This window comes from Micromonospora sp. NPDC051543, from assembly GCF_044454415.1.
Taxonomy (GTDB): Bacteria; Actinomycetota; Actinomycetes; order Mycobacteriales; family Micromonosporaceae; genus Micromonospora.
Genome location: NZ_JBITDT010000022.1, coordinates 1 through 17255, shown reverse-complemented (window position 1 = coordinate 17255; position 17255 = coordinate 1). Strand labels below are relative to the sequence as shown.

Genomic DNA, 17255 nt, shown 5'->3' with positions numbered 1-17255 from the left:
CGCGGGGGGGGGGGCGGGGGTGGGGCGGCGGCGGGGGGTGGGGGGGGGGGGGGGGGGGGGGCGCGCCCCCCCCCCCCCCCCCACCGCCGCGCGCCCGTTGCGCCGGTCGCGCCGGTCGCGCCGATCTTGCAGTTTCTGTTGTTAATTCGCTGTTTTACGTCCCTTTTTGTCGCCGCAGAAAGTGCAAGATCGCGGGGCGGCGGCGGCGGGGGCGCGGGCGGGCTCAGGGGGCGGTTCGGGTTTGGTTGTTGGCCAGCAGGTTTGCCAGGGTGGTGCTGTCGACGACGGTGGCGATCGCCCCGTGCACCGCCAGCCAGACGTCGGTGAGCCCGGCGGCCACCCCGTGGTAGCCGGCCCGCTCGGCCGGTAGGCCGCGCACGGTGGTCAGCGACCCACCGACCGCGCGCAGCACGTCCCCGACCGTGATCTCGGTGGCCGGTCTGGTCAGCGCGTACCCACCATCGGCGCCGCGATGGCTGTGCAGCAGGCCGGCGCGGCGCAGGTCGAGCAGGATGCCCTGGAGGAAGCTGAGCGGGATCTCCTGCACCTCGGCCAGGCTGCCCGCCTTCACCAGCTCGCCGACACCGTCGCCGCCCGGTGCGGCGGCGGCGACGGCGAGCATCGCCCGAAGCGCGTAGTCGCTGCGCGCGGAGACGTACACCGCTCAGTTGCCCGCCTGGTCGAGCACGCCCCAGCGACGTCGGATCGCCTTGTCCGCCGCGCCGAACGCGGCGTCCACGACCAGGCCGAGCACCAGGATGACGATCATCGTGGAGAGCAGCCACGGCGCGTCGGACAGTTCCCGGGAGTAGGTGAGCTGCGCACCGAGCGACGTCTGCGAGATGCCGACCACGATCAGCTCGCCGGCCATCAGACTCCGCCAGGAGAACGCCCAGCCCTGCTTGAGGCCCGCGACGATCGCCGGCAGCGCGGCCGGCGCGATCACGTACCGGTAGAGGTTGAGCCCACGGGCGCCCAGGTTGCGGCCGGCGCGCAGGAGCAGCGGTGGGACGTAGTCCACTCCGGAGATCACGCCGTTGGCGATGGACGGCGCCGCGCCGAGCACCACCACGAAGAAGATGGCCTTCTCGCTCAACTCGAACAGCAGGATGGCCAGCGGGAACCAGGCGATCGACGGCATGGTCTGCAACGCGGTGATCATCGAGCCGATGGCGGCGCGCAGCACCGTGGACCGGGCCACCGCAAGGCCCAGCAGCAGGCCGACCGCGACCGAGAAGACGTACCCGACGGCCGCTCGGCGCAGCGTCGTGAGCAGGCCCTCCCAGAGCTGCGGGCCCTGGGCCTGGGTGATCAGCTCACGGCCCACGACCAACGGGCCGGGCAGGGAGTACGGCGGCTTCCAGCCCGACCAGACCACAAGCTGCCAGGCGAGGATGGCGATGGCCAGCGCGGCGAGCTTGGGCCAGGTGGACGCCCACAGTCGGGTGCCCCGGGAGACCTCCTTCTCCCGACCGGCGATCTCCAGCGCGTCCAGTCCGGTGATCTCCGCGTCGCTCCGCGCCGAGCTGGTGAGGGTGTCACTGGCCATGGCGGCCCACCTCCGTACGGAGTCGTTCGGTGACCTCGGCGGCGATGGCGGCGACCTCGGGGGAGTCGATCCGTCGTGGCCGTGGGATGTCCACCTCGGTGGAGTAGATGATCCGGCCGGGGCGGCTGGAGAGCAGGATGATGCGGTCGGCCAGCCGGGCGGCCTCGCGCACGTTGTGCGTGACGAACAGGACCGAGAGCCGGCGCTCGGACCAGATGCGCTCCAACTCGTCGTGCAGGATGTCGCGGGTCATGGCGTCCAGCGCGCCGAACGGCTCGTCCATCAGCAGCACCGGCGTGTCCAGGGCCAGGGTGCGGGCCAGCGCGACCCGCTGGCGCATTCCGCCGGACAGTTCGTGCGGGCGTTTGCGGCCGAACTCGGCCAGGTGCACCGTGCGTAGCAGCTCGGCGACCCGGTCGCGGCGTTCGGCGCGGGAGAGGCCCCGCAGCTTCAGCGGCACCTCCACGTTGGCCTCGACGGTCAGCCACGGGAACAGTGCCGGCTCCTGGAACATCAGGCCCGGGTGGGCGTCGCCGGCGATGCCGATCGTGCCGCCGCTCGGCCGGTCCAGACCGGCGACCAGGTTGAGCAGGGTGCTCTTGCCGCAGCCGGAGGCGCCGACCAGGCAGACGAACTCGCCCGGCGCGACGTCGAGGGAGACCCCGTCCAGGGCCAGTACGGCGTTCGCCCCGCGTCCGTACACCTTCGTCACGCCGGAGAGCGCGACCGCGGTGGTCGCGCTCTGCGGCGTCGTCGTGGTCGACGTCATGGCTGGGTGACCTCGGGCTTGCCGGCGGCCTTGAGCGACTTGTTGAGGTACGTCAGGTCGTACAGGCCCTTGAGGTCGACGGGCTCGGTGAGCTTGACGTCGACGGCGTGGTCGAGCCCGGCCTTGAGCGAGGTGGCGATCGGGTCGTTGGTGAACTCCAACGTCGGCCAAGCCTGCTTGATCAGCTTGAGGTCCAGCGGCTTGCCGGTGATCTTGCCGATCGCGTCGGAGATGGCCTGCTGGGCCTCGTCCGGCTTGCTGTTGACGAACTCGTTCGCGGCGACCTGGCCGTCGACCAGCTTCTGCACGACGTCCGGGTGCGCCTTGAGGAACTTGGTGCTGACCAGCAGGTTGGTGATGACGAACTTCTTGTCCGGCCACAGGTCCCGCTCGTCGACGAGCACCTTGCCGCCGGCGTTGACCAGCCGGGACACGAACGGCTCGGGCACCCAGGCGGCGTCGATCGCGCCGGAGTTGAAGGTCTCCACCGTCTGGGCGTTCTCCTGCGGCACGATCTTCACGTCGCCGCCGCCCTCCTTGGTGGTGGTCAGCCCCTGCTGCTTGAGCCAGTAGCGGACGGCCACGTCCTGGGTGTTGCCGAGCTGCGGGGTGGCGACCTTCTTGCCCTTGAGGTCCTGCGGGCCGTTGATGCCGGGCTTGACGACCAGCGCCACGCCTCCGGAGGCCGCGCCCGAGACGACCCGGACCGCCTCACCCTTGGACTTGGAGAACGCGTTGACGGTGGGGTTCGGGCCGATGTAGGTCGCGTCCAGCGCGCCGGAGAAGACAGCCTCGATGGCGGCCGGCCCGGCGTTGAACGTCTTCGGCTCCAGCTTGACGTCGGCGCCGAGCTTCTCGGCGAAGATGCCCTTCTCCACGCCGACGACGGCCGGCGCGTGGGTGATGTTGGGGAAGTAGCCGAGCCGCAGGGTCACCGGGCCGGAGCTGGCCCCCGCGCCCTCGCTGTCGTCGCCGCACGCGGCGGTGGTGCCCAGGGTCGCCGCGCCGAGAGCGGTGAGGGTGGCCAGGGTGACCAACCGGCGCAGGGGGAGGCGTCTCATCGTCCATCCAATCCGCAGTATTCCTACTTAGTTGGTAGGAAGACTGGGCCAGGCTGCGGGCAGCGTCAAGGGGCATCCACATACCGGGAAGGGGCGTCTCAGTTATGTCGGCATTTCCTACTGTCTTGCTGTGGTAAATGGATGGCCTCCCAAGCCGGTGGCAGCGGCTGCGCGGAGGTCGCCGGTGGCGGGGGTGCCGACGCGCTAGGGTCGATCCCGTGGCGGCGCGGAGATCCAGAATTCCAGCGACGAAGTATCCGGTCGAGCGGTTCACCCTCGACAACGGCCTGCGGGTGGTCCTGACCCCCGATCGCAGCGCCCCGGTGATCGGGGTGGCGGTGGTCTACGACGTCGGCATCCGCTCCGAGCCCCAGGGGCGTACCGGCTTCGCCCACCTCTTCGAGCATCTGATGTTCCAGGGCTCGGAGAACCTGGAGAAGCTGGCCCACTTCCGGCACGTGCAGGGCGCCGGCGGCACGTTCAACGGCTCCACCCACCTGGACTACACCGACTACTTCGAGACGCTGCCCAGCAACGCCCTGGAACGGGCGCTGTTCCTCGAGGCGGACCGGATGCGGGCGCCCCGACTTACCGAGGAGAACCTGCGCAACCAGGTCGACGTCGTGAAGGAGGAGATCCGGGTCAACGTGCTCAGCCGGCCGTACGGTGGTTTCCCCTGGCTGACCCTGCCGCCGGTCATGTTCGACACCTTCGCGAACGCGCACGACGGCTACGGCTCCTTCGACGACCTGGAGTCGGCCACCGTCGCCGACGCCGCCGACTTCTTCCGCCACTACTACGCAAGTGGCAACGCGGTCCTGGCGGTCAGCGGGGACATCGACGTGGCCGAGGCGACCGAGCTGGTCACCCGGCACTTCGGCGACGTGCCAGCCCGCCCCGCGCCACGACGACCCGACTTCACCGAGCCCGACCTGACCGCCGAGCGGCGCAGCTCGTACACGGATGCCCTGGCGCCGTTGCCGGCCGTGGCCGGCGCGTGGCGGGTACCCGACCCGGTCGGCGACTTCGCCGGCTACCTGCCGTACGTGGTGCTGGCCGAGGTGCTCACCGACGGCGAAGCGTCCCGCCTGGTCGAACGCCTCGTGCAGCGCGACCGCACGGTGACCAGCCTGGGTGGCTACCTCGGCTTCATGGGCGACCCGTTCGACGTCCGCGACCCCACGGCGCTGCTGTTGCAGGCGCACCTGCCGCCCGGCGGCGACGTGGACAAGGTGCTGCGCACCATCGACGAGGAGCTGGACCGGCTGGCCACCGACGGGCTGACCGACGGCGAGCTGGCCCGCACCCAGGCTCGGATGGCCACCCACCTGCTCCGCGACACCGACGCGGTCCTCGGCCGGGCGCTGCGGATGGCCGTCCTCGAGCAGCAACGCGGCGAGCCGGGCCTGCTCAACGACCTGCCCCGACTGGTCGGCGACGTCACCGAGGAGCAGGTCCGGGCCGCCGCGGCCACCCTGCGCCCGGAACGTCGCGCGAGCGTCGAGGTCATCCCCGGAGTCGGTCGGTGAGCGCGAGGAGTGAGCCGGTTTTGCGAGCCCCGCAGTCGCAAAACGAAGGTGGCACGGTGAGCGCGAGGAGTGAGCCGGTTTTGCGAGCCCCGCAGTCGCGAACGAAGGTGACACAGTGACGACCACGACCACCGCCACCGTCGGGCCGCGTACGCTCCCCCCGCTCGGGCCCACCCGCAAGCTGAAGGTGCCCAAGGCGGCCGAGCGGACGCTGAGCAACGGGCTCACCGTCATCGCGGTACGCCGGCCCGCGGTGCCCCTGGTCGAGCTGCGGCTCTGGGTGCCGTTCGGCCGCGCCCACCTCGCGCGCGGCGCGATGCTCTCCCAGACCATTCTCTCCGGCACCGAGTCGATGACCAGCGTGCAGCTCGCCGCCGAGCTGCAGAAGGTCGGCGGTGGGCTCTCCGCCGGCGTCGACCCGGACCGGCTGATGATCTCCGGCGCGGGGCTGGTCACCGGCCTGGACCGGATGCTGGAGTTGCTGGCGGAGGTGCTGACCGGGGCCAGCTACCCGAACGACGAGGTGGCCGCCGAGCGGGACCGGCTCATCGACCGGATCCAGGTCGCGCAGAGCCAACCGTCGCACCTGGCCCGCGAAGCGCTCCTGAAGAGGATCTACGGGCGGCACCCGTACGCGACGCAGACCCCGGAGCCGGCCCAGCTCCGTGCCGTACGACCGGCGGCACTGCGCAGTCTGCACGCCGAGCGGGTGCACCCCGCCGGGGCGCAGCTGGTGGTGGTCGGCGACGTGCAGCCGGAGAAGGCCCTGGACGCGGCCGAGCGGGCGCTGGCCGAGTGGGCCGGAGCCGGGCGTACGGCCACCCTGCCGGCCACCCCGCCGCTGACGCCGGGGCCGCTGCTGCTGGTCGACCGGCCCGGCTCGGTGCAGTCCTCGCTGCGTGTCGCGCTGCCCGCCGTGTCGCGTACCGACCCGGACCACGCGCCGCTGCAACTGGCCAACCTGATCTTCGGCGGCTACTTCTCGTCCCGCTGGGTGGAGAACATCCGCGAGGACAAGGGCTACACGTACGGCCCGCACTCGGTGATCGAGCACTCGGTGGCCGGATCGGTGCTGGTCGCCGGTGCCGAGGTAGCCACCGAGGTCACCGGTCCGGCGCTGCTGGAGACCACGTACGAGTTGGGTCGGCTGGCCTCGCTGCCGCCGAAGCCCGAGGAGTTGGAGCAGGCCCGCCAGTACGCCCTGGGCACCCTCCAGCTCGGAATGTCCACCCAGGCCGGTCTGGCGGCGCTGACCAGCGCGTACGCCGGCAATGGCCTGCGCCTGGACTTCCTGGCCGAGTACGCGTCCCGCCTCGCGAAGGCGACCGTCGACGACGTTGCCCGGGCCGCCGCCCACTACCTGGCGCCCGCCAGGGCGGTGGTCGTCGTGCTCGGCGACGCCGAGCGGATCACCCCGGGGCTGACCGCGCTGACGCCCGTGCACACCGAGCCGGTGCAGCCGTGAGCGGCGAGGGCGCGCCACCGCTGGCGCGCTCGACGCTGGATCGGGCCGCGCACCGCCGGGGTGACGCGCAGTGGTTGACCGAGGCGTGGCTGCGCGGCCGGGTGCTGCTGCTCGACTCGACCAACGACGGGCGGACGCTCGCGCGTACCGACGTGTCGCCTCCGACGCTGGTGCTGTTCGGCGCGGCCGACGCGCCGGCCGGCGCCGACTCGACGGCGATGTTCCTCGGTGTCGAACCGGACGGGGTGCCGGTGTTCGCGGTCGACGCCCCGTTGCCGGAGCTGCCAGGCACCCGCGCGGTCAACCTGCGGGAGGTGGGCCACCTGCTGGGTGACCGGGAGGCCGGCCTCTTCACGACCGCGCTCGCGCTGCTGAACTGGCACACCCGGCACGGCTACTCGTCGGCGACCGGCGCGCCCACCGTCATGGACGAGGCCGGTTGGTCGCGGGTGGATCGCAACGGTGGGCGGATCTGGCCGCGTACCGACCCGGCGATGATCGTGCTGGTGCACGACGGCGTCGACGGCCCCGAAGGCCGCTGCCTGCTCGGCAACAACGCCGGCTGGCCGGGCACCCCGGGTGGGCGGCGCTACTCCTGCCTGGCCGGTTACGTCGAGCCGGGGGAGTCGGCCGAGGCCGCCGTGCTGCGCGAGGTCCGCGAGGAGGTGGGCATCGCGGTCGAGCGGATCGGGTACGTCGGCAGCCAGGCCTGGCCGTTCCCGGGCTCGCTGATGTTGGGCTTCCTGGCCACCGCCGACCCGTCCGACCCGGTGCGGGTCGACCCGTCCGAGATCGCGTACGCCCGGTGGTTCACCCGGGAGGAGATCGGGGCGGCGTGCGCGGGGCGGGCCGTGGACGTGGGAGACGGGGCCCAGCTGATCCTGCCCCCGCCGTCGTCGATCGCGTTGTTCCTCATCCACCGCTGGTTGGACGGGTGGGTGGACGCCGGGCGCTGAGCACGGTCCCGGCCCGTGGCCGCCGTTGCCGCGACGGTCACAGGCCGGGAACACGGGCCGCCGTGGTCGGTGGGAGCGAATGACGCGGCGGGGGAGCCGAGCCGACCACGGCGGACGTCTGGTGGGTCAGGTGCCGGTGCGGCCGGGCCTGCGTCGGAAGGCGGGCTGCGGCTCGTTGAGCGGCAGGACCTTGACCCGTTGCTTGCCGGCCCGCACCGCGCCGACGGTGGACAGGGCCCGGGCCAGCACCAGCGCGGCCTCCCGGTCCTCGGCGTGCACGGTCTGCCGGCGCGGCTCGGGCGTGGTGGTCTCGTCGCGGAGGCGGTGGCCGTCCGCCCAGGCGGCGGCGATGTCACCGTCGGCGACGGTGCGGATGTCGGTGCGAACGATCAGGAACCGCATGAGGGTCTCCGGATGAACCGCGACGGATGAGCCGGTGTGTGGAAGTTCCACGTTCTCGTGGGTCATGTTACGCCCCGTGTTCATCCCAGCAAGTGAAACGCGCCTATTGGTTTCGAGCCTCGTCCGATCGGCGGATGCCTGGTCAGCGGGGCCGTCGGCGGATACGACGACGGGGCCGCCGGCACTGTGCCGACGGCCCCGCCCCACATTGGAGGATCAGTTCAGATCGAACTGGCCCGTCTTCGCCCCAGCGATGAAGCCGAGCCAACCGGCCCGGTTGAACAGCAGCACCGGGCCGCCCCGGTCCTTGCTGTCGCGCAGCGCGACCGCCGACGGGCCGGTGCCCAGCGGCGCGACCTCCACGCAGTTGGAGGTCTGGCTACGTGTGCTGGTACGCCACGGGGCGTCCGCCAGGAAGCTGGCGGAGACGGACGGCGTGTGGTGGATGTCGTTCATGGTTCTGCTCCTGATGTGAACCGATCCGATGGGACGAGTGGTGCCGCACGCCCCGACGGAGGGTCCCCCGTGGATCACCGATCCGTCAGTCGTCCCGAATCACGGCGACGTTGGGTCGGCGCCGTTGCCGGTCCGAACGCCACTGTGGATGCGGGTGCCGCCCCGGTCGGCCGTCCCGTCGCCTCGATCAGCCAGGAGAGGGTGTCCGAAGCGTCTAGTGCCGCCGTGCATAGCCACTCGAACACTACTTTATAGCGATTTAGCGTGATTGACTCGGTCGACATGACGTCGACGAACCCCCCTTCGATGGCCAATGTCTCCGGATCGAGCGGATCGGCGAACCGATAGAGGGAGAAGGCAGTCGGCGGAAGGTACCAATCGCCCACCTGAATGTCCCGCGGAAGCACGTGCAATGTCACGTTCGGTAGCAGGGCCAACTCACAGAGTTGGTGCAACTGCTCCTGCAGCACCTCGGGCGGCCCGGACCGACGGCCGAGGGCGGCCTCCTCCAGCACGGCCGTGTAGGTCGGCGCGTGCGGTTCGCGCGTCAGCAGCGTCTGCCGGGCCAGCCGCGCCTTGACCTCGGTCTCCAGCTCGTCGGCCGGCTCCGGCTCGCCGGCCCGCTCGCTCACCCCACGGGCCGACTGGAGTCGGACCCGTGCGTATCCGGCGGTCTGCAGCAGGCCCGGCACCAGCACCGGGTTGTACTCGGAGATCTCCGCGCAGCCCGCCTCCAGCTCGGCCCAGCTCCGCTGCTGCTGCGTCATCACCGGGAAGTTCTTCAACCAGCCGCGCATGTCGCCGGCCTCACCGGCGATCCCGAGCAACTCCTCGCGCGCGGCGGCGTCGGCGCCGTAGAGGTCCAGCAGGACGCTGACGTCCTGCGGGTCCGGTCTACTACGGCCGTTCTCAAGGCGGGACAGTTTGGACGCGGACGCCCAGCCGATCCGCTCGATGACCTGGTCGCCGGTGAGGCCTGCTATCTCACGCAGACTGCGCAGTTCGATGCCCAACCGTCGACGACGCATGATTGGGCTGGGTGCGGCAGGAGGCACAGTGTCCTCTTTCCCGTCGTCCGCCGCAGACGCGACGGTAACTGTATGAAATTCGCCCCCCACGGTCAGTATGGACGGCGCGACCGGTGTCGGAGGTTCCGGCGGGGGCGTGTCTTGCCAAAAATGGACCACGGGTACGCCGGACGATGACGGACCCGCGGTCCCAGCCTCATCGACCGCGCCCAGCCGGGCACACCACCCTGCCGGAGGGACCCATGCGCACCGTCCTGCGCCGCCCCGACTTCCGTCTCCTGTTCGGCGGCCTACTGGCCAGCATGACCGCCGAGTCGATCCTGCTACTCGCGCTCGCCATCTGGGTCAAGGACCTGACGGGCTCCGACGGGCTGGCCGGCGGCATCATCTTCGCCGTCGTCGCCCCGATGACGATGGCGCCGCTGGTCGGATGGTTCGTCGACAGGTACCCGCGCCGGCCCTTCTTCGTGGCCGCGAACGTGGTCACCGCGGTGCTGCTCGTACCGCTGTTCACCGTCCGCGACGCGGGCGACGTGTGGCGCGCCTACCTGGTCGCCGCCCTGTACGGCCTGTCCTCCATCACGCTCGGCGCGGCGCTCAGCGGGCTGATCCGGCAACTGGTGCCCGTGGAGCTGCTGGCCGAGGCGAACGGCGTGCTGCAGACCGTACGCCAGGGGTTGCGGTTGGTCGGCCCCCTGGTCGGCGCGGCGCTCTACGCGGCGCTCGGCGGGTGGGCGCTGGCCGGGGTCGGCATGCTCGGCTTCGTGACCGCCGCCGTGGTGGTGACCGCGGTGCCGAGCCCGGCACAGCCGCCGCCCGCCGTACGGCTGCGGTGGCCCGCCGAGCTTGGCGCCGGCCTGCGACATCTGACCGGTGAGCCGGCGCTGCGCCGGGCCCTCGTCGGCTACGGGCTCGGGTCGCTGGTGATGGGCTTCAGCGAGTCGCTGATCTTCGCGTACGTCGACCAGGGGCTGGACCGGGACGCCGCGTTCGTGGGTGTGCTGGTGATGGTGCAGGGCGTCGGCGGGCTGTGCGGCGGGATCTGCTCACCGGCCCTGGTCCGGCGACTCGGCGAGGTCGGCACCCTGGCCGCCGGGGTGGCGTTCTTCGCTCCGGCGGCGCTCGCGCTCGCGTACCCCGACCTGCCGCTCGGGTTCGGGGCGGTGCTGCTGGCCGGCGTCTCGCTGCCGCTGACGATGGTGGGTCTACACACGCTGATCCAGCGGCGTACGCCCCCCGCCCTGGTCGGACGGGTGGCAGCGGCCACCCAGGCGCTGGTCAGCGGGCCGCAGGCGCTCTCCATCGGCGCGGGCGCCCTGCTGGTCGGCGTCCTGGACTACCGTGCCCTGTTCGTGCTGGTCGGGGTGGCCACGCTGGCTGCCGGCGTCTACCTGTGGCGGGGCCGACACCTCAGCGCGCCGTCCGGCGGCGTGACGCGCACACCGCCGGCCCTTCCGGGGCCACGCCGCCCACTCGACGGCGGCATCGACAGCTCGGTGACCGTGGCCACCCGGCGGCCGTTCCGGCGTTGACGCGAGGCCGGACACGACGAACGGCCACCCGCGGGGGTGGCCGTTCGTCGAGGGTCGTTACGCCTGCCAGTCAGGCGCCCAGCGTCGCCAGGTGCTGCTTGACCTGCGCGATCGACGGGTTGGTCAGGGCGCTGCCGTCATCGAAACGGAGCGTCGGCACCGTCTGGTTGCCGCCGTTGACGCTCATCACGAAGTCCGCGGCCTTCGGGTCCTGCTCGATGTCGACCACCTCATACCCGATGCCTTCCCGGTCGAGCTGCGACTTCAGCCGGTGGCAGTAGCCGCACCAGGGAGTGGAATACATCGTCAGCATGATCGGATCCTCCAACCGCTCTGGCCGTCGGCTTGCCGATCAAGCCGAGGCTGTCCGCTACAACACTCGGGGGAGCTGAGATGATTCCTGGTTGTGGGGGTTCACTCAGCGTCGGAAGGCGTACTCGCCGGGCTGGACCCGGAGCAGCGCTCCGCGGTGACCGCGCCGGCCGGCCCGGTGTGCATCCTGGCCGGGGCCGGCACCGGCAAGACCCGTGCGATCACCTCCCGGATCGCCCACCGCGCGCTCTCCGGTGAGATCTCCCCCCGGCACGTGCTCGCCGTCACCTTCACCGCCCGCGCCGCCGCCGAGATGCGAAGCCGTCTCACGCTGCTCGGGGCGCAGGGCGTGCAGGCGCGGACGTTTCACGCCGCCGCGCTGCGCCAGGTGCGCTACTTCGCGCCCCGCCTGCTGGCCGGTCGCGCCATGCCCGAGCTGCTGGACAGCAAGGTGCGGCTGGTCACCCTCGCCGCCGCGCGGGTCGGCATGCGTGCCGACCGGGCTGCCGCGCGGGACCTGGCCGGCGAGATCGAGTGGGCCAAGTCGTCGCTGGTCGAGCCGGGGGACTACGTCGTGGCCGCGGCCCGCGCGCTGCGGGACACGCCGCACGAGCCGGCGAAGGTCGCCGAGGTGTTCACCGCGTACGAGCAGCTCAAGCGCTCCAACGGGGTGATCGACTTCGAGGACATGCTGCGGGCTGCGGTGTGGGGCATCGAGGAACACCCGGACGTCGCCGAACAGGTCCGGGGCCAGTACCGGCACTTCGTGGTCGACGAGTACCAGGACGTCAACCCCCTCCAGCAGCGGTTGCTGGACGCCTGGCTGGGCGGCCGTACCGACCTGACCGTGGTCGGCGACGCCAGCCAGACCATCTACTCGTTCACCGGGGCGACCTCCGCCTACCTGGTCGACTTTCCGCGCCGGCACCGCGACGCCACCGTCGTGCGACTCGTCCGGGACTACCGCTCCACCCCACAGGTCGTCGGGCTCGCCAACGCCGTCATCTCGCAGGCGCGCGGCACCGAGGCACGGCTGCGACTCGAGTTGAGCGGGCAGCGGCCCCCGGGGCCGGAACCCGACCTGCGGATCTTCACCGACGAGCCCGCCGAGGCCAACGCGGTGGCCGCGCGCTGCCGGTCGCTGATCGACGCCGGCACCCCGGCGAAGGGGATCGCCGTCCTGTTCCGGACCAACGCGCAGTCCGAGGCGTACGAGAAGGCGCTGACCGAGGCCGCCGTGCCGTACGTGGTGCAGGGCGCCGAGCGCTTCTTCGAGCGCGCCGAGGTCCGTCAGGCCATGGTCGCCCTGCGCTCGGCCACCCGGTCCATCCCCGGGGAGACCCCGCTGCCGACCGCCGTCGTCGAGGCGCTCACCGCCGTGGGCTGGGCGCCCGACACGCCCCCGGCCGGCGGCGCCGCCCGGGAACGTTGGGAGGCGCTGGCCGCGCTGGTCCAGCTCGCCGAGGAGTACGCGGCCACCCCCGAGCTGGTGCCGATCGGCGAGGCCGCGTCGGTGGAGCGCCCGGTCACCCTCACCGACTTCACCGAGGAGTTGGCCCGTCGGGCCGCGCAGCAGCACGTGCCGACGGTGGACGGGGTCACCCTGGCGTCCCTGCACTCGGCCAAGGGGTTGGAGTGGGACGCCGTCTTCCTGGTCGGCCTCGCCGAGGGCACCCTGCCCACCACGTACGCCAAGACCGTCGAGCAGGTGGAGGAGGAACGCCGCCTGCTGTACGTCGGGATCACCCGGGCCCGGCAGTGGCTCTGGCTGTCGTACGCCGCCGCGCGGTCGCCGGGCGGACGGGCCCGGCGGCCCTCGCGGTTCCTGCCTCAGTTGGACCGCTCCGGCGGCACCGAACGGGCCAGCGCCTCCACGGGCGGAACCCGGCGACCCGAGCGGCGTCGGACGCAGATCGTGTCCTGCCGGATCTGCGGCGCCACCCTGCTCGCCGGCCCGGACCGCAAACTCGGCCGCTGCCCCACCTGCCCGTCCGATATCGACGACGAGCTGCACGAACGCCTGCGCGAGTGGCGGCAGCGGGTGGCCGGCGCGCAGAAGGTCCCGGCGTACGTGGTGTTCACCGACGCCACGTTGACCGCGCTGGCGGAGCGGCGGCCCGGCCGGCCGGAGGAGTTGATCGCGATCGCCGGCATCGGCCCCCGCAAACTCGGCCTCTACGGCGAGTCGGTGCTGGCGCTCGTGGCGGGCGCGGCGGTGGACGACGTCTGCCCGGAGAAAACTTTCGAAATCTCGTCGTAAATTCGTTTGCCCTCGCGCCCAGGCGAGGAATAACCTCAGGACACACCACGCGAGCGGCGCCATTCCGGCTGCTCACGAGGGTTGGTCCAGTCGATCCGAGGAACGTGAGGGAGGTGGCACCCGTGAAGATCTTCACCTATGAGCGTCTGGCGGCGATGCCGTCTGTCTGCGCTCCGAAGTCGGCTGTCCGGGTGGCTCTTGTGGCCACTCGACCGTGGGCTCCGCAGGTGCACCAGGTTCAGGCCGAGCTGATCCTGACCGTCGCGCCGAATGCCGGAGTCGAGGGGACCAGTGGCTTCACGGGCATGGGCATCGATGGCGCCAAGAAGCGTACGGATGTCCGCGGCGTTCCACCTCGAGGTAGACCGGTCTGAATCTCAGACACCGGCTCACCTCGAGGCCGCGGAACCCGATTACCGGGATCCGCGGCCTCAGTTTTTTGCCCCGCCGTAAGTACGTCGGAATGCGATCCACGAGATCGAAGTGAGAGAGAGGTGACCGGGAGATGAGTCTGGCGTTGGCCCCCATCGACGTGAGCGTCGAGTTGGAGGCGAACCTGCCCTGCCGGAAGTTCGACCCCGACCTGTGGTTCTCCGACTCGCCTGCCGAGCTCGAGCTGGCCAAGTCGCTCTGCGGGGACTGCCCGCTGCGCGTCGAGTGCCTGGCCGGGGCGGTGGAGCGAGCGGAGCCGTGGGGCGTCTGGGGCGGCGAGATCTTCGAGCGTGGCGCGGTCGTTCCGCGCAAGCGGCCCCGTGGCCGTCCGCGCAAGGAGGACGTCGCTCGTGACGCCGCGCTCCGGGTCGAGGCCGAGGCGCGCCTGGCGGCCAGTGGGCTGTCCGAGGTGCGAGGCGCGGTCCGGCTGGCAGCCTGACATGTTCCCGACCAGTTCCAACGACGCCGGTGTCACACCGGCAGTGAGTGAGAAGACGATGTTGAACGTTCCGAGTGGCGCCTACGAGATGCAACTACTCCACGAAGCGCTGACCAGGGCTCGAATGCGCCGGCCTCAGGCCGGTCGTACCACCACGAGCACTGAGGCAACCCGATCCGCCCGTACCGTCGCCATGAACAGCCGTCGCCAGTCGGCGCGCGACCTGGGCGTTCTCTAGTGCCTGGCTGATAAGGACGGACTCCGCCGCAGGCCGGCCAGTTCTTATCAGCCAGGCACTGGTACCACCCCGCGCAGAAGGGCGGGTGCCGACCGGCACCCGCCCTTCCTCATGTTCTCAGGCGACCGGTGCGAAGCCGGGCAGCCAGCGTTCCAGGATGCTCCGGTACGGGGCCTTGGCCTCCAACTGGCAGAGCACCCCGATCGACCCGAGCGTCACCCGGTGGATGAGCAGGTACGACGGTGGCAGGTTGAGCTTCCGGCTCAACTGGTACGTGGGGGATCGGGGGCTGGCCAGCCGGGCTGCCTCGGCGCGTAGCCAGGCCCGGGTGAACCGGAACCCGTCGGCGGCGATGGGCTCCAGCATCGGGCGGAGGAAGTCGAGGACCCCCTCGGCGTCGATCTCGTCGGTGGCCCCGATGAACCCCTCGTCCCGCAGCCCCGCCACCACGCCGTCCGCGTCCCCGCGCAACGCCCGCCCGGCGATGAGGCCGATCGGCTCCGGCGTGCCCTCCGGCATCCGGGCGACCGCGCCGAAGTCGATCACCCCGAGCCGGCCGTCCGGCAGGAGTCGGAAGTTGCCGGGGTGCGGGTCGGCGTGCAGCAGACCCGCCCGCTGGGGTGCGGACAGGTGCAGCGTGGCCATCAGCCGGCCGGCCTCGTCCCGCTGCTCCTCGCTGCCGTCCCGGATGATGTCGGCCAGCGGTGTGCCCGTCACCCACTCGGTGACCAGCACCCGGGGCGACGCGGAGACGACCCCCGGGATGTAGATCTCGTCGTCGTCGGCGTACGCGGCGGCGAAGGCGCGCTGCGACTCGGCCTCCAGCTCGTAGTCCAACTCCTCGGTGATCCGCTCGCGGAGCTCGACGAGGAGCGGCTTGACGTCGAGGCCCGGTTGGATGGCCCGGAACATCCCGCCGAGGCGGGAGAGCTGCTTGAGGTCGGCGAGGAGCGCGTCACCGGCCCCCGGGTACTGGATCTTGACCGCCACGTCGCGGCTGTTCGGCTCGCCGGACGGGCCGTACCCCGGCTCCCGCCACCGTGCCCGGTGCACCTGCCCGATGCTCGCCGCGGCGGCCGGGGTGTCGTTGAACTCGACGAACCGGTCGCGCCAGTCCGGGCCGAGCTGCTCGGCCAGCACCTTGTGCACGCTCGCGGCGGGCAGCGGCGGCGCAGCCTCCTGAAGCTTGGTCAGCGCCTGCCGGTAGGGCGCGGCGATCTCTTCCGGAAGAGCCGCCTCGAAGACCGACAACGCCTGGCCGAACTTCATCGCTCCGCCCTTGAGCTGCCCCAACACGCTGAACAACTGCTCGGCGGTGCGCTGTTGGATCTCTGCCGAGATGACGTCGGAGGCGAGCCCGGTGACGCGCTTACCCATGCCGAGGACGGTCCGACCGGCGAAGCCGAGCGGCAGAGCGGCGAGCTTGGCGGTCCGGGAAACGGCCCGGCGCGGGATGTCGGTCACTTCGCCATTGTTACCGACCGGAGGGCCCCGCTGCTGCCGTGCGGCCGGGCTGGTGCGTACGCCCGGCTCCGCGAACACTCGCACGCCGGGTGCGGCGGCCAGCCCCGGCGTCGGAACCGGCCCGCGCCGGAGATCTCCACAGCGCCCCCCAGCGTCTCGGGCTGCCCGCCGTCGAGGTGCGCCAGGGCCTCCGCCACCGCGTATCCGATCGCCGCGAACAGGGTGCCGGTCGCGCCGGCGATCACCGGCCGCGCCGCAGCCAGCTGAGCGGCGAGCCCTGGCCAGGCCGGGTCGCGGTCGGCCCGGTGCAGCTCGACGCAGCGCAGACACGGCCCGGCTGGCGGACGGACCAGCGGCCCGATCACCGGTACGCCCTCGCGGACGGTCACCATAAGGTGCGGTTGGCGGCGCTGGGCGAGGCCGGCCGCGAGCAGCGCGGGCGGACGGTCCGCGCCGAACTGGATCACCAGATCCATCCGGGCGGCCCGGACCGGGTGGGTGCCGGTGCCCGGCGCTACGCGGTCGACCGCCGCCCGGATCGCCGGGGCCAGTGGCCGGCCCAACTCGCTTGCGGGAATGCCCGTCCCGATCAGGTCGATCGGTCGTACCGGGCCGCTGAGGTGCGGGATCACCTGGCCGACGCCGGCCTGGGCCAGTGCCAGCGCCAGTGGTCCGCCGAGGGCCCCGCCGCCGGTGAGCAGCACCCGGGCCGCCCGCCGACGGCGCAGGACCTGTGCCGGGGTGCCGGGTAACCGGGCTGCCGCCAGCGCCAACGCTCCGGCCTCGGCGGCGAGCCGGGCCCGGACCGGCCCGGCCAGGTCGCGGGGGAGCAGGGTGTGCGCCGGCACCAGCAGGCCCGCCGCGCGCAGGGCGTCCAGCAGCGTACGAGCGTCGTCGGCGGCGACCTGGGCGGCGCCGGCCTCGGTCAACACTTCCCGCTCGCTGCGGGTGCCGTCGAGCAGGTCAAGCAGGTGAGCGGTGCGCGGATTGGTCAGCTCCACCAGCACGGCGGGCCCGGGGCCGAGGCCGATCTGCAGGGTGTGCCGATCCCGCCAGAGCCGGCTGAGGCCGGGCAGCAGGGTGGGACGAGGCAGCGGCGTACGACTCATGGTGACGAATCGTGACCGCATCCATGCGCTCGGTCGATCGTTGTCCACAGGCGGCCGGGGCCGTATCCAGCCTTGTCCACAGGATCTGCGGGGTTATCCACAGGCCACTGCGCGTGCTGTCGGCCACCCGACAGAGTCACCTACGTCGGGACGGCAACGGGGGCGGGGGGGGCCGGGGGGGGGGCCCCCCCCCCCCCAACCGCAGCCGGGGGCCAAGAGCCTTACCAGCAAAAGGGAGAGCGGTGTTTGCCGAT

Annotated in this window: 17 protein-coding genes; 7 read left to right on the top strand and 10 right to left on the bottom strand. The window is 72.0% G+C overall.

Features of this window, described 5'->3' with window-relative positions; genetic code table 11:
* Positions 1 to 223: 223 nt before the first annotated feature.
* From ACIA3K_RS28840 to ACIA3K_RS28825, 4 genes are read right to left on the bottom strand one after another with little or no spacing between them, the layout of a single operon-like run.
* Positions 224 to 661: an Rrf2 family transcriptional regulator gene (locus tag ACIA3K_RS28840; protein WP_355050582.1), complete on the bottom strand. Its 438-nt coding sequence runs from the start codon at positions 659 to 661 to the stop codon at positions 224 to 226.
* 3 nt (positions 662 to 664) lie between these two features.
* Entirely contained in the window at positions 665 to 1549 is an 885-nt protein-coding gene (locus ACIA3K_RS28835) for an ABC transporter permease (protein WP_396804742.1), read from the bottom strand.
* Positions 1539 to 2318, bottom strand: a complete 780-nt coding sequence (locus ACIA3K_RS28830) for an ABC transporter ATP-binding protein (protein ID WP_396804741.1) — start codon at positions 2316 to 2318, stop codon at positions 1539 to 1541. The genes ACIA3K_RS28835 and ACIA3K_RS28830 overlap by 11 nt, the downstream gene beginning before the upstream one ends.
* On the bottom strand, positions 2315 to 3379 hold the full coding sequence (locus tag ACIA3K_RS28825) for an ABC transporter substrate-binding protein (protein ID WP_396804740.1): 1065 nt from the start codon (positions 3377 to 3379) through the stop codon (positions 2315 to 2317). The genes ACIA3K_RS28830 and ACIA3K_RS28825 overlap by 4 nt, the downstream gene beginning before the upstream one ends.
* A 218-nt stretch (positions 3380 to 3597) precedes the next feature.
* Here ACIA3K_RS28825 and ACIA3K_RS28820 point away from each other — a divergent pair, with 218 nt between their 5' ends.
* From ACIA3K_RS28820 to nudC, 3 genes are all read left to right on the top strand, one after another.
* Positions 3598 to 4908, top strand: coding sequence for a M16 family metallopeptidase (locus tag ACIA3K_RS28820; protein ID WP_396804739.1), 1311 nt, complete (start codon positions 3598 to 3600; stop codon positions 4906 to 4908).
* 115 nt (positions 4909 to 5023) lie between these two features.
* The gene (locus tag ACIA3K_RS28815; protein WP_396804738.1) at positions 5024 to 6373 is read left to right on the top strand and encodes a M16 family metallopeptidase; all 1350 of its coding nucleotides are present in this window, start codon (positions 5024 to 5026) and stop codon (positions 6371 to 6373) included.
* Positions 6370 to 7329, top strand: a complete 960-nt coding sequence (gene nudC / locus ACIA3K_RS28810; protein WP_396804737.1) for an NAD(+) diphosphatase — start codon at positions 6370 to 6372, stop codon at positions 7327 to 7329. Before ACIA3K_RS28815 ends, nudC begins: the two co-directional genes overlap by 4 nt.
* A gap of 126 nt (positions 7330 to 7455) precedes the next feature.
* Here the strand turns inward: nudC and ACIA3K_RS28805 are convergent, their stop codons facing one another.
* The 3 genes from ACIA3K_RS28805 to ACIA3K_RS28795 all read right to left on the bottom strand — a co-directional run bounded on the left by ACIA3K_RS28805 (position 7456) and on the right by ACIA3K_RS28795 (position 9242).
* Positions 7456 to 7731, bottom strand: a complete 276-nt coding sequence (locus ACIA3K_RS28805) for a hypothetical protein (protein ID WP_396804805.1) — start codon at positions 7729 to 7731, stop codon at positions 7456 to 7458.
* A 216-nt stretch (positions 7732 to 7947) separates the two neighbouring features.
* On the bottom strand, positions 7948 to 8187 hold the full coding sequence (locus ACIA3K_RS28800) for a DUF397 domain-containing protein (protein WP_396804736.1): 240 nt from the start codon (positions 8185 to 8187) through the stop codon (positions 7948 to 7950).
* A 74-nt stretch (positions 8188 to 8261) separates the two neighbouring features.
* Positions 8262 to 9242 (bottom strand): helix-turn-helix domain-containing protein, encoded by a 981-nt coding sequence (locus tag ACIA3K_RS28795; RefSeq protein WP_396804735.1) that lies wholly within the window; start codon positions 9240 to 9242, stop codon positions 8262 to 8264.
* 215 nt (positions 9243 to 9457) lie between these two features.
* Here ACIA3K_RS28795 and ACIA3K_RS28790 point away from each other — a divergent pair, with 215 nt between their 5' ends.
* Positions 9458 to 10747 (top strand): MFS transporter, encoded by a 1290-nt coding sequence (locus tag ACIA3K_RS28790; RefSeq protein ID WP_396804734.1) that lies wholly within the window; start codon positions 9458 to 9460, stop codon positions 10745 to 10747.
* 70 nt (positions 10748 to 10817) lie between these two features.
* Here the strand turns inward: ACIA3K_RS28790 and ACIA3K_RS28785 are convergent, their stop codons facing one another.
* Entirely contained in the window at positions 10818 to 11060 is a 243-nt protein-coding gene (locus ACIA3K_RS28785; RefSeq protein ID WP_357125972.1) for a mycoredoxin, read from the bottom strand.
* A 93-nt stretch (positions 11061 to 11153) separates the two neighbouring features.
* Between ACIA3K_RS28785 and ACIA3K_RS28780 the strand changes: the two genes are divergently transcribed.
* The 3 genes from ACIA3K_RS28780 (at position 11154) to ACIA3K_RS28770 (ending at position 14190) form a co-directional block, all read left to right on the top strand.
* A complete protein-coding gene (locus ACIA3K_RS28780; protein ID WP_396804733.1) occupies positions 11154 to 13319 on the top strand; it encodes an ATP-dependent DNA helicase UvrD2 in 2166 nt (721 codons plus the stop codon).
* 122 nt (positions 13320 to 13441) lie between these two features.
* A complete protein-coding gene (locus ACIA3K_RS28775; protein WP_396804731.1) occupies positions 13442 to 13693 on the top strand; it encodes a hypothetical protein in 252 nt (83 codons plus the stop codon).
* 131 nt (positions 13694 to 13824) lie between these two features.
* Entirely contained in the window at positions 13825 to 14190 is a 366-nt protein-coding gene (locus ACIA3K_RS28770) for a WhiB family transcriptional regulator (protein WP_355050569.1), read from the top strand.
* 355 nt (positions 14191 to 14545) lie between these two features.
* Here the strand turns inward: ACIA3K_RS28770 and ACIA3K_RS28765 are convergent, their stop codons facing one another.
* Complete coding sequence (locus ACIA3K_RS28765; protein WP_396804730.1) at positions 14546 to 15892, bottom strand: ABC1 kinase family protein; 1347 nt, start codon at positions 15890 to 15892, stop codon at positions 14546 to 14548.
* The gene (locus tag ACIA3K_RS28760; RefSeq protein WP_396804729.1) at positions 15889 to 17001 is read right to left on the bottom strand and encodes a hypothetical protein; all 1113 of its coding nucleotides are present in this window, start codon (positions 16999 to 17001) and stop codon (positions 15889 to 15891) included. The genes ACIA3K_RS28765 and ACIA3K_RS28760 overlap by 4 nt, the downstream gene beginning before the upstream one ends.
* Between the last annotated feature and the right edge of the window lie 254 nt (positions 17002 to 17255).

What these genes read in the sequence shown, in the direction of transcription:
- ACIA3K_RS28835 (WP_396804742.1), bottom strand. Translation starts at nt 1,549, where the DNA reads ATGGCCAGTGACACCCTCACCAGCTCGGCGCGGAGCGACGCGGAGATC.
- ACIA3K_RS28830 (WP_396804741.1), bottom strand. Translation starts at nt 2,318, where the DNA reads ATGACGTCGACCACGACGACGCCGCAGAGCGCGACCACCGCGGTCGCG.
- ACIA3K_RS28825 (WP_396804740.1), bottom strand. Translation starts at nt 3,379, where the DNA reads ATGAGACGCCTCCCCCTGCGCCGGTTGGTCACCCTGGCCACCCTCACC.
- ACIA3K_RS28805 (WP_396804805.1), bottom strand. Translation starts at nt 7,731, where the DNA reads ATGCGGTTCCTGATCGTTCGCACCGACATCCGCACCGTCGCCGACGGT.
- ACIA3K_RS28800 (WP_396804736.1), bottom strand. Translation starts at nt 8,187, where the DNA reads ATGAACGACATCCACCACACGCCGTCCGTCTCCGCCAGCTTCCTGGCG.
- ACIA3K_RS28790 (WP_396804734.1), top strand. Translation starts at nt 9,458, where the DNA reads ATGCGCACCGTCCTGCGCCGCCCCGACTTCCGTCTCCTGTTCGGCGGC.
- ACIA3K_RS28785 (WP_357125972.1), bottom strand. Translation starts at nt 11,060, where the DNA reads ATGCTGACGATGTATTCCACTCCCTGGTGCGGCTACTGCCACCGGCTG.
- ACIA3K_RS28770 (WP_355050569.1), top strand. Translation starts at nt 13,825, where the DNA reads ATGAGTCTGGCGTTGGCCCCCATCGACGTGAGCGTCGAGTTGGAGGCG.
- ACIA3K_RS28760 (WP_396804729.1), bottom strand. Translation starts at nt 17,001, where the DNA reads ATGAGTCGTACGCCGCTGCCTCGTCCCACCCTGCTGCCCGGCCTCAGC.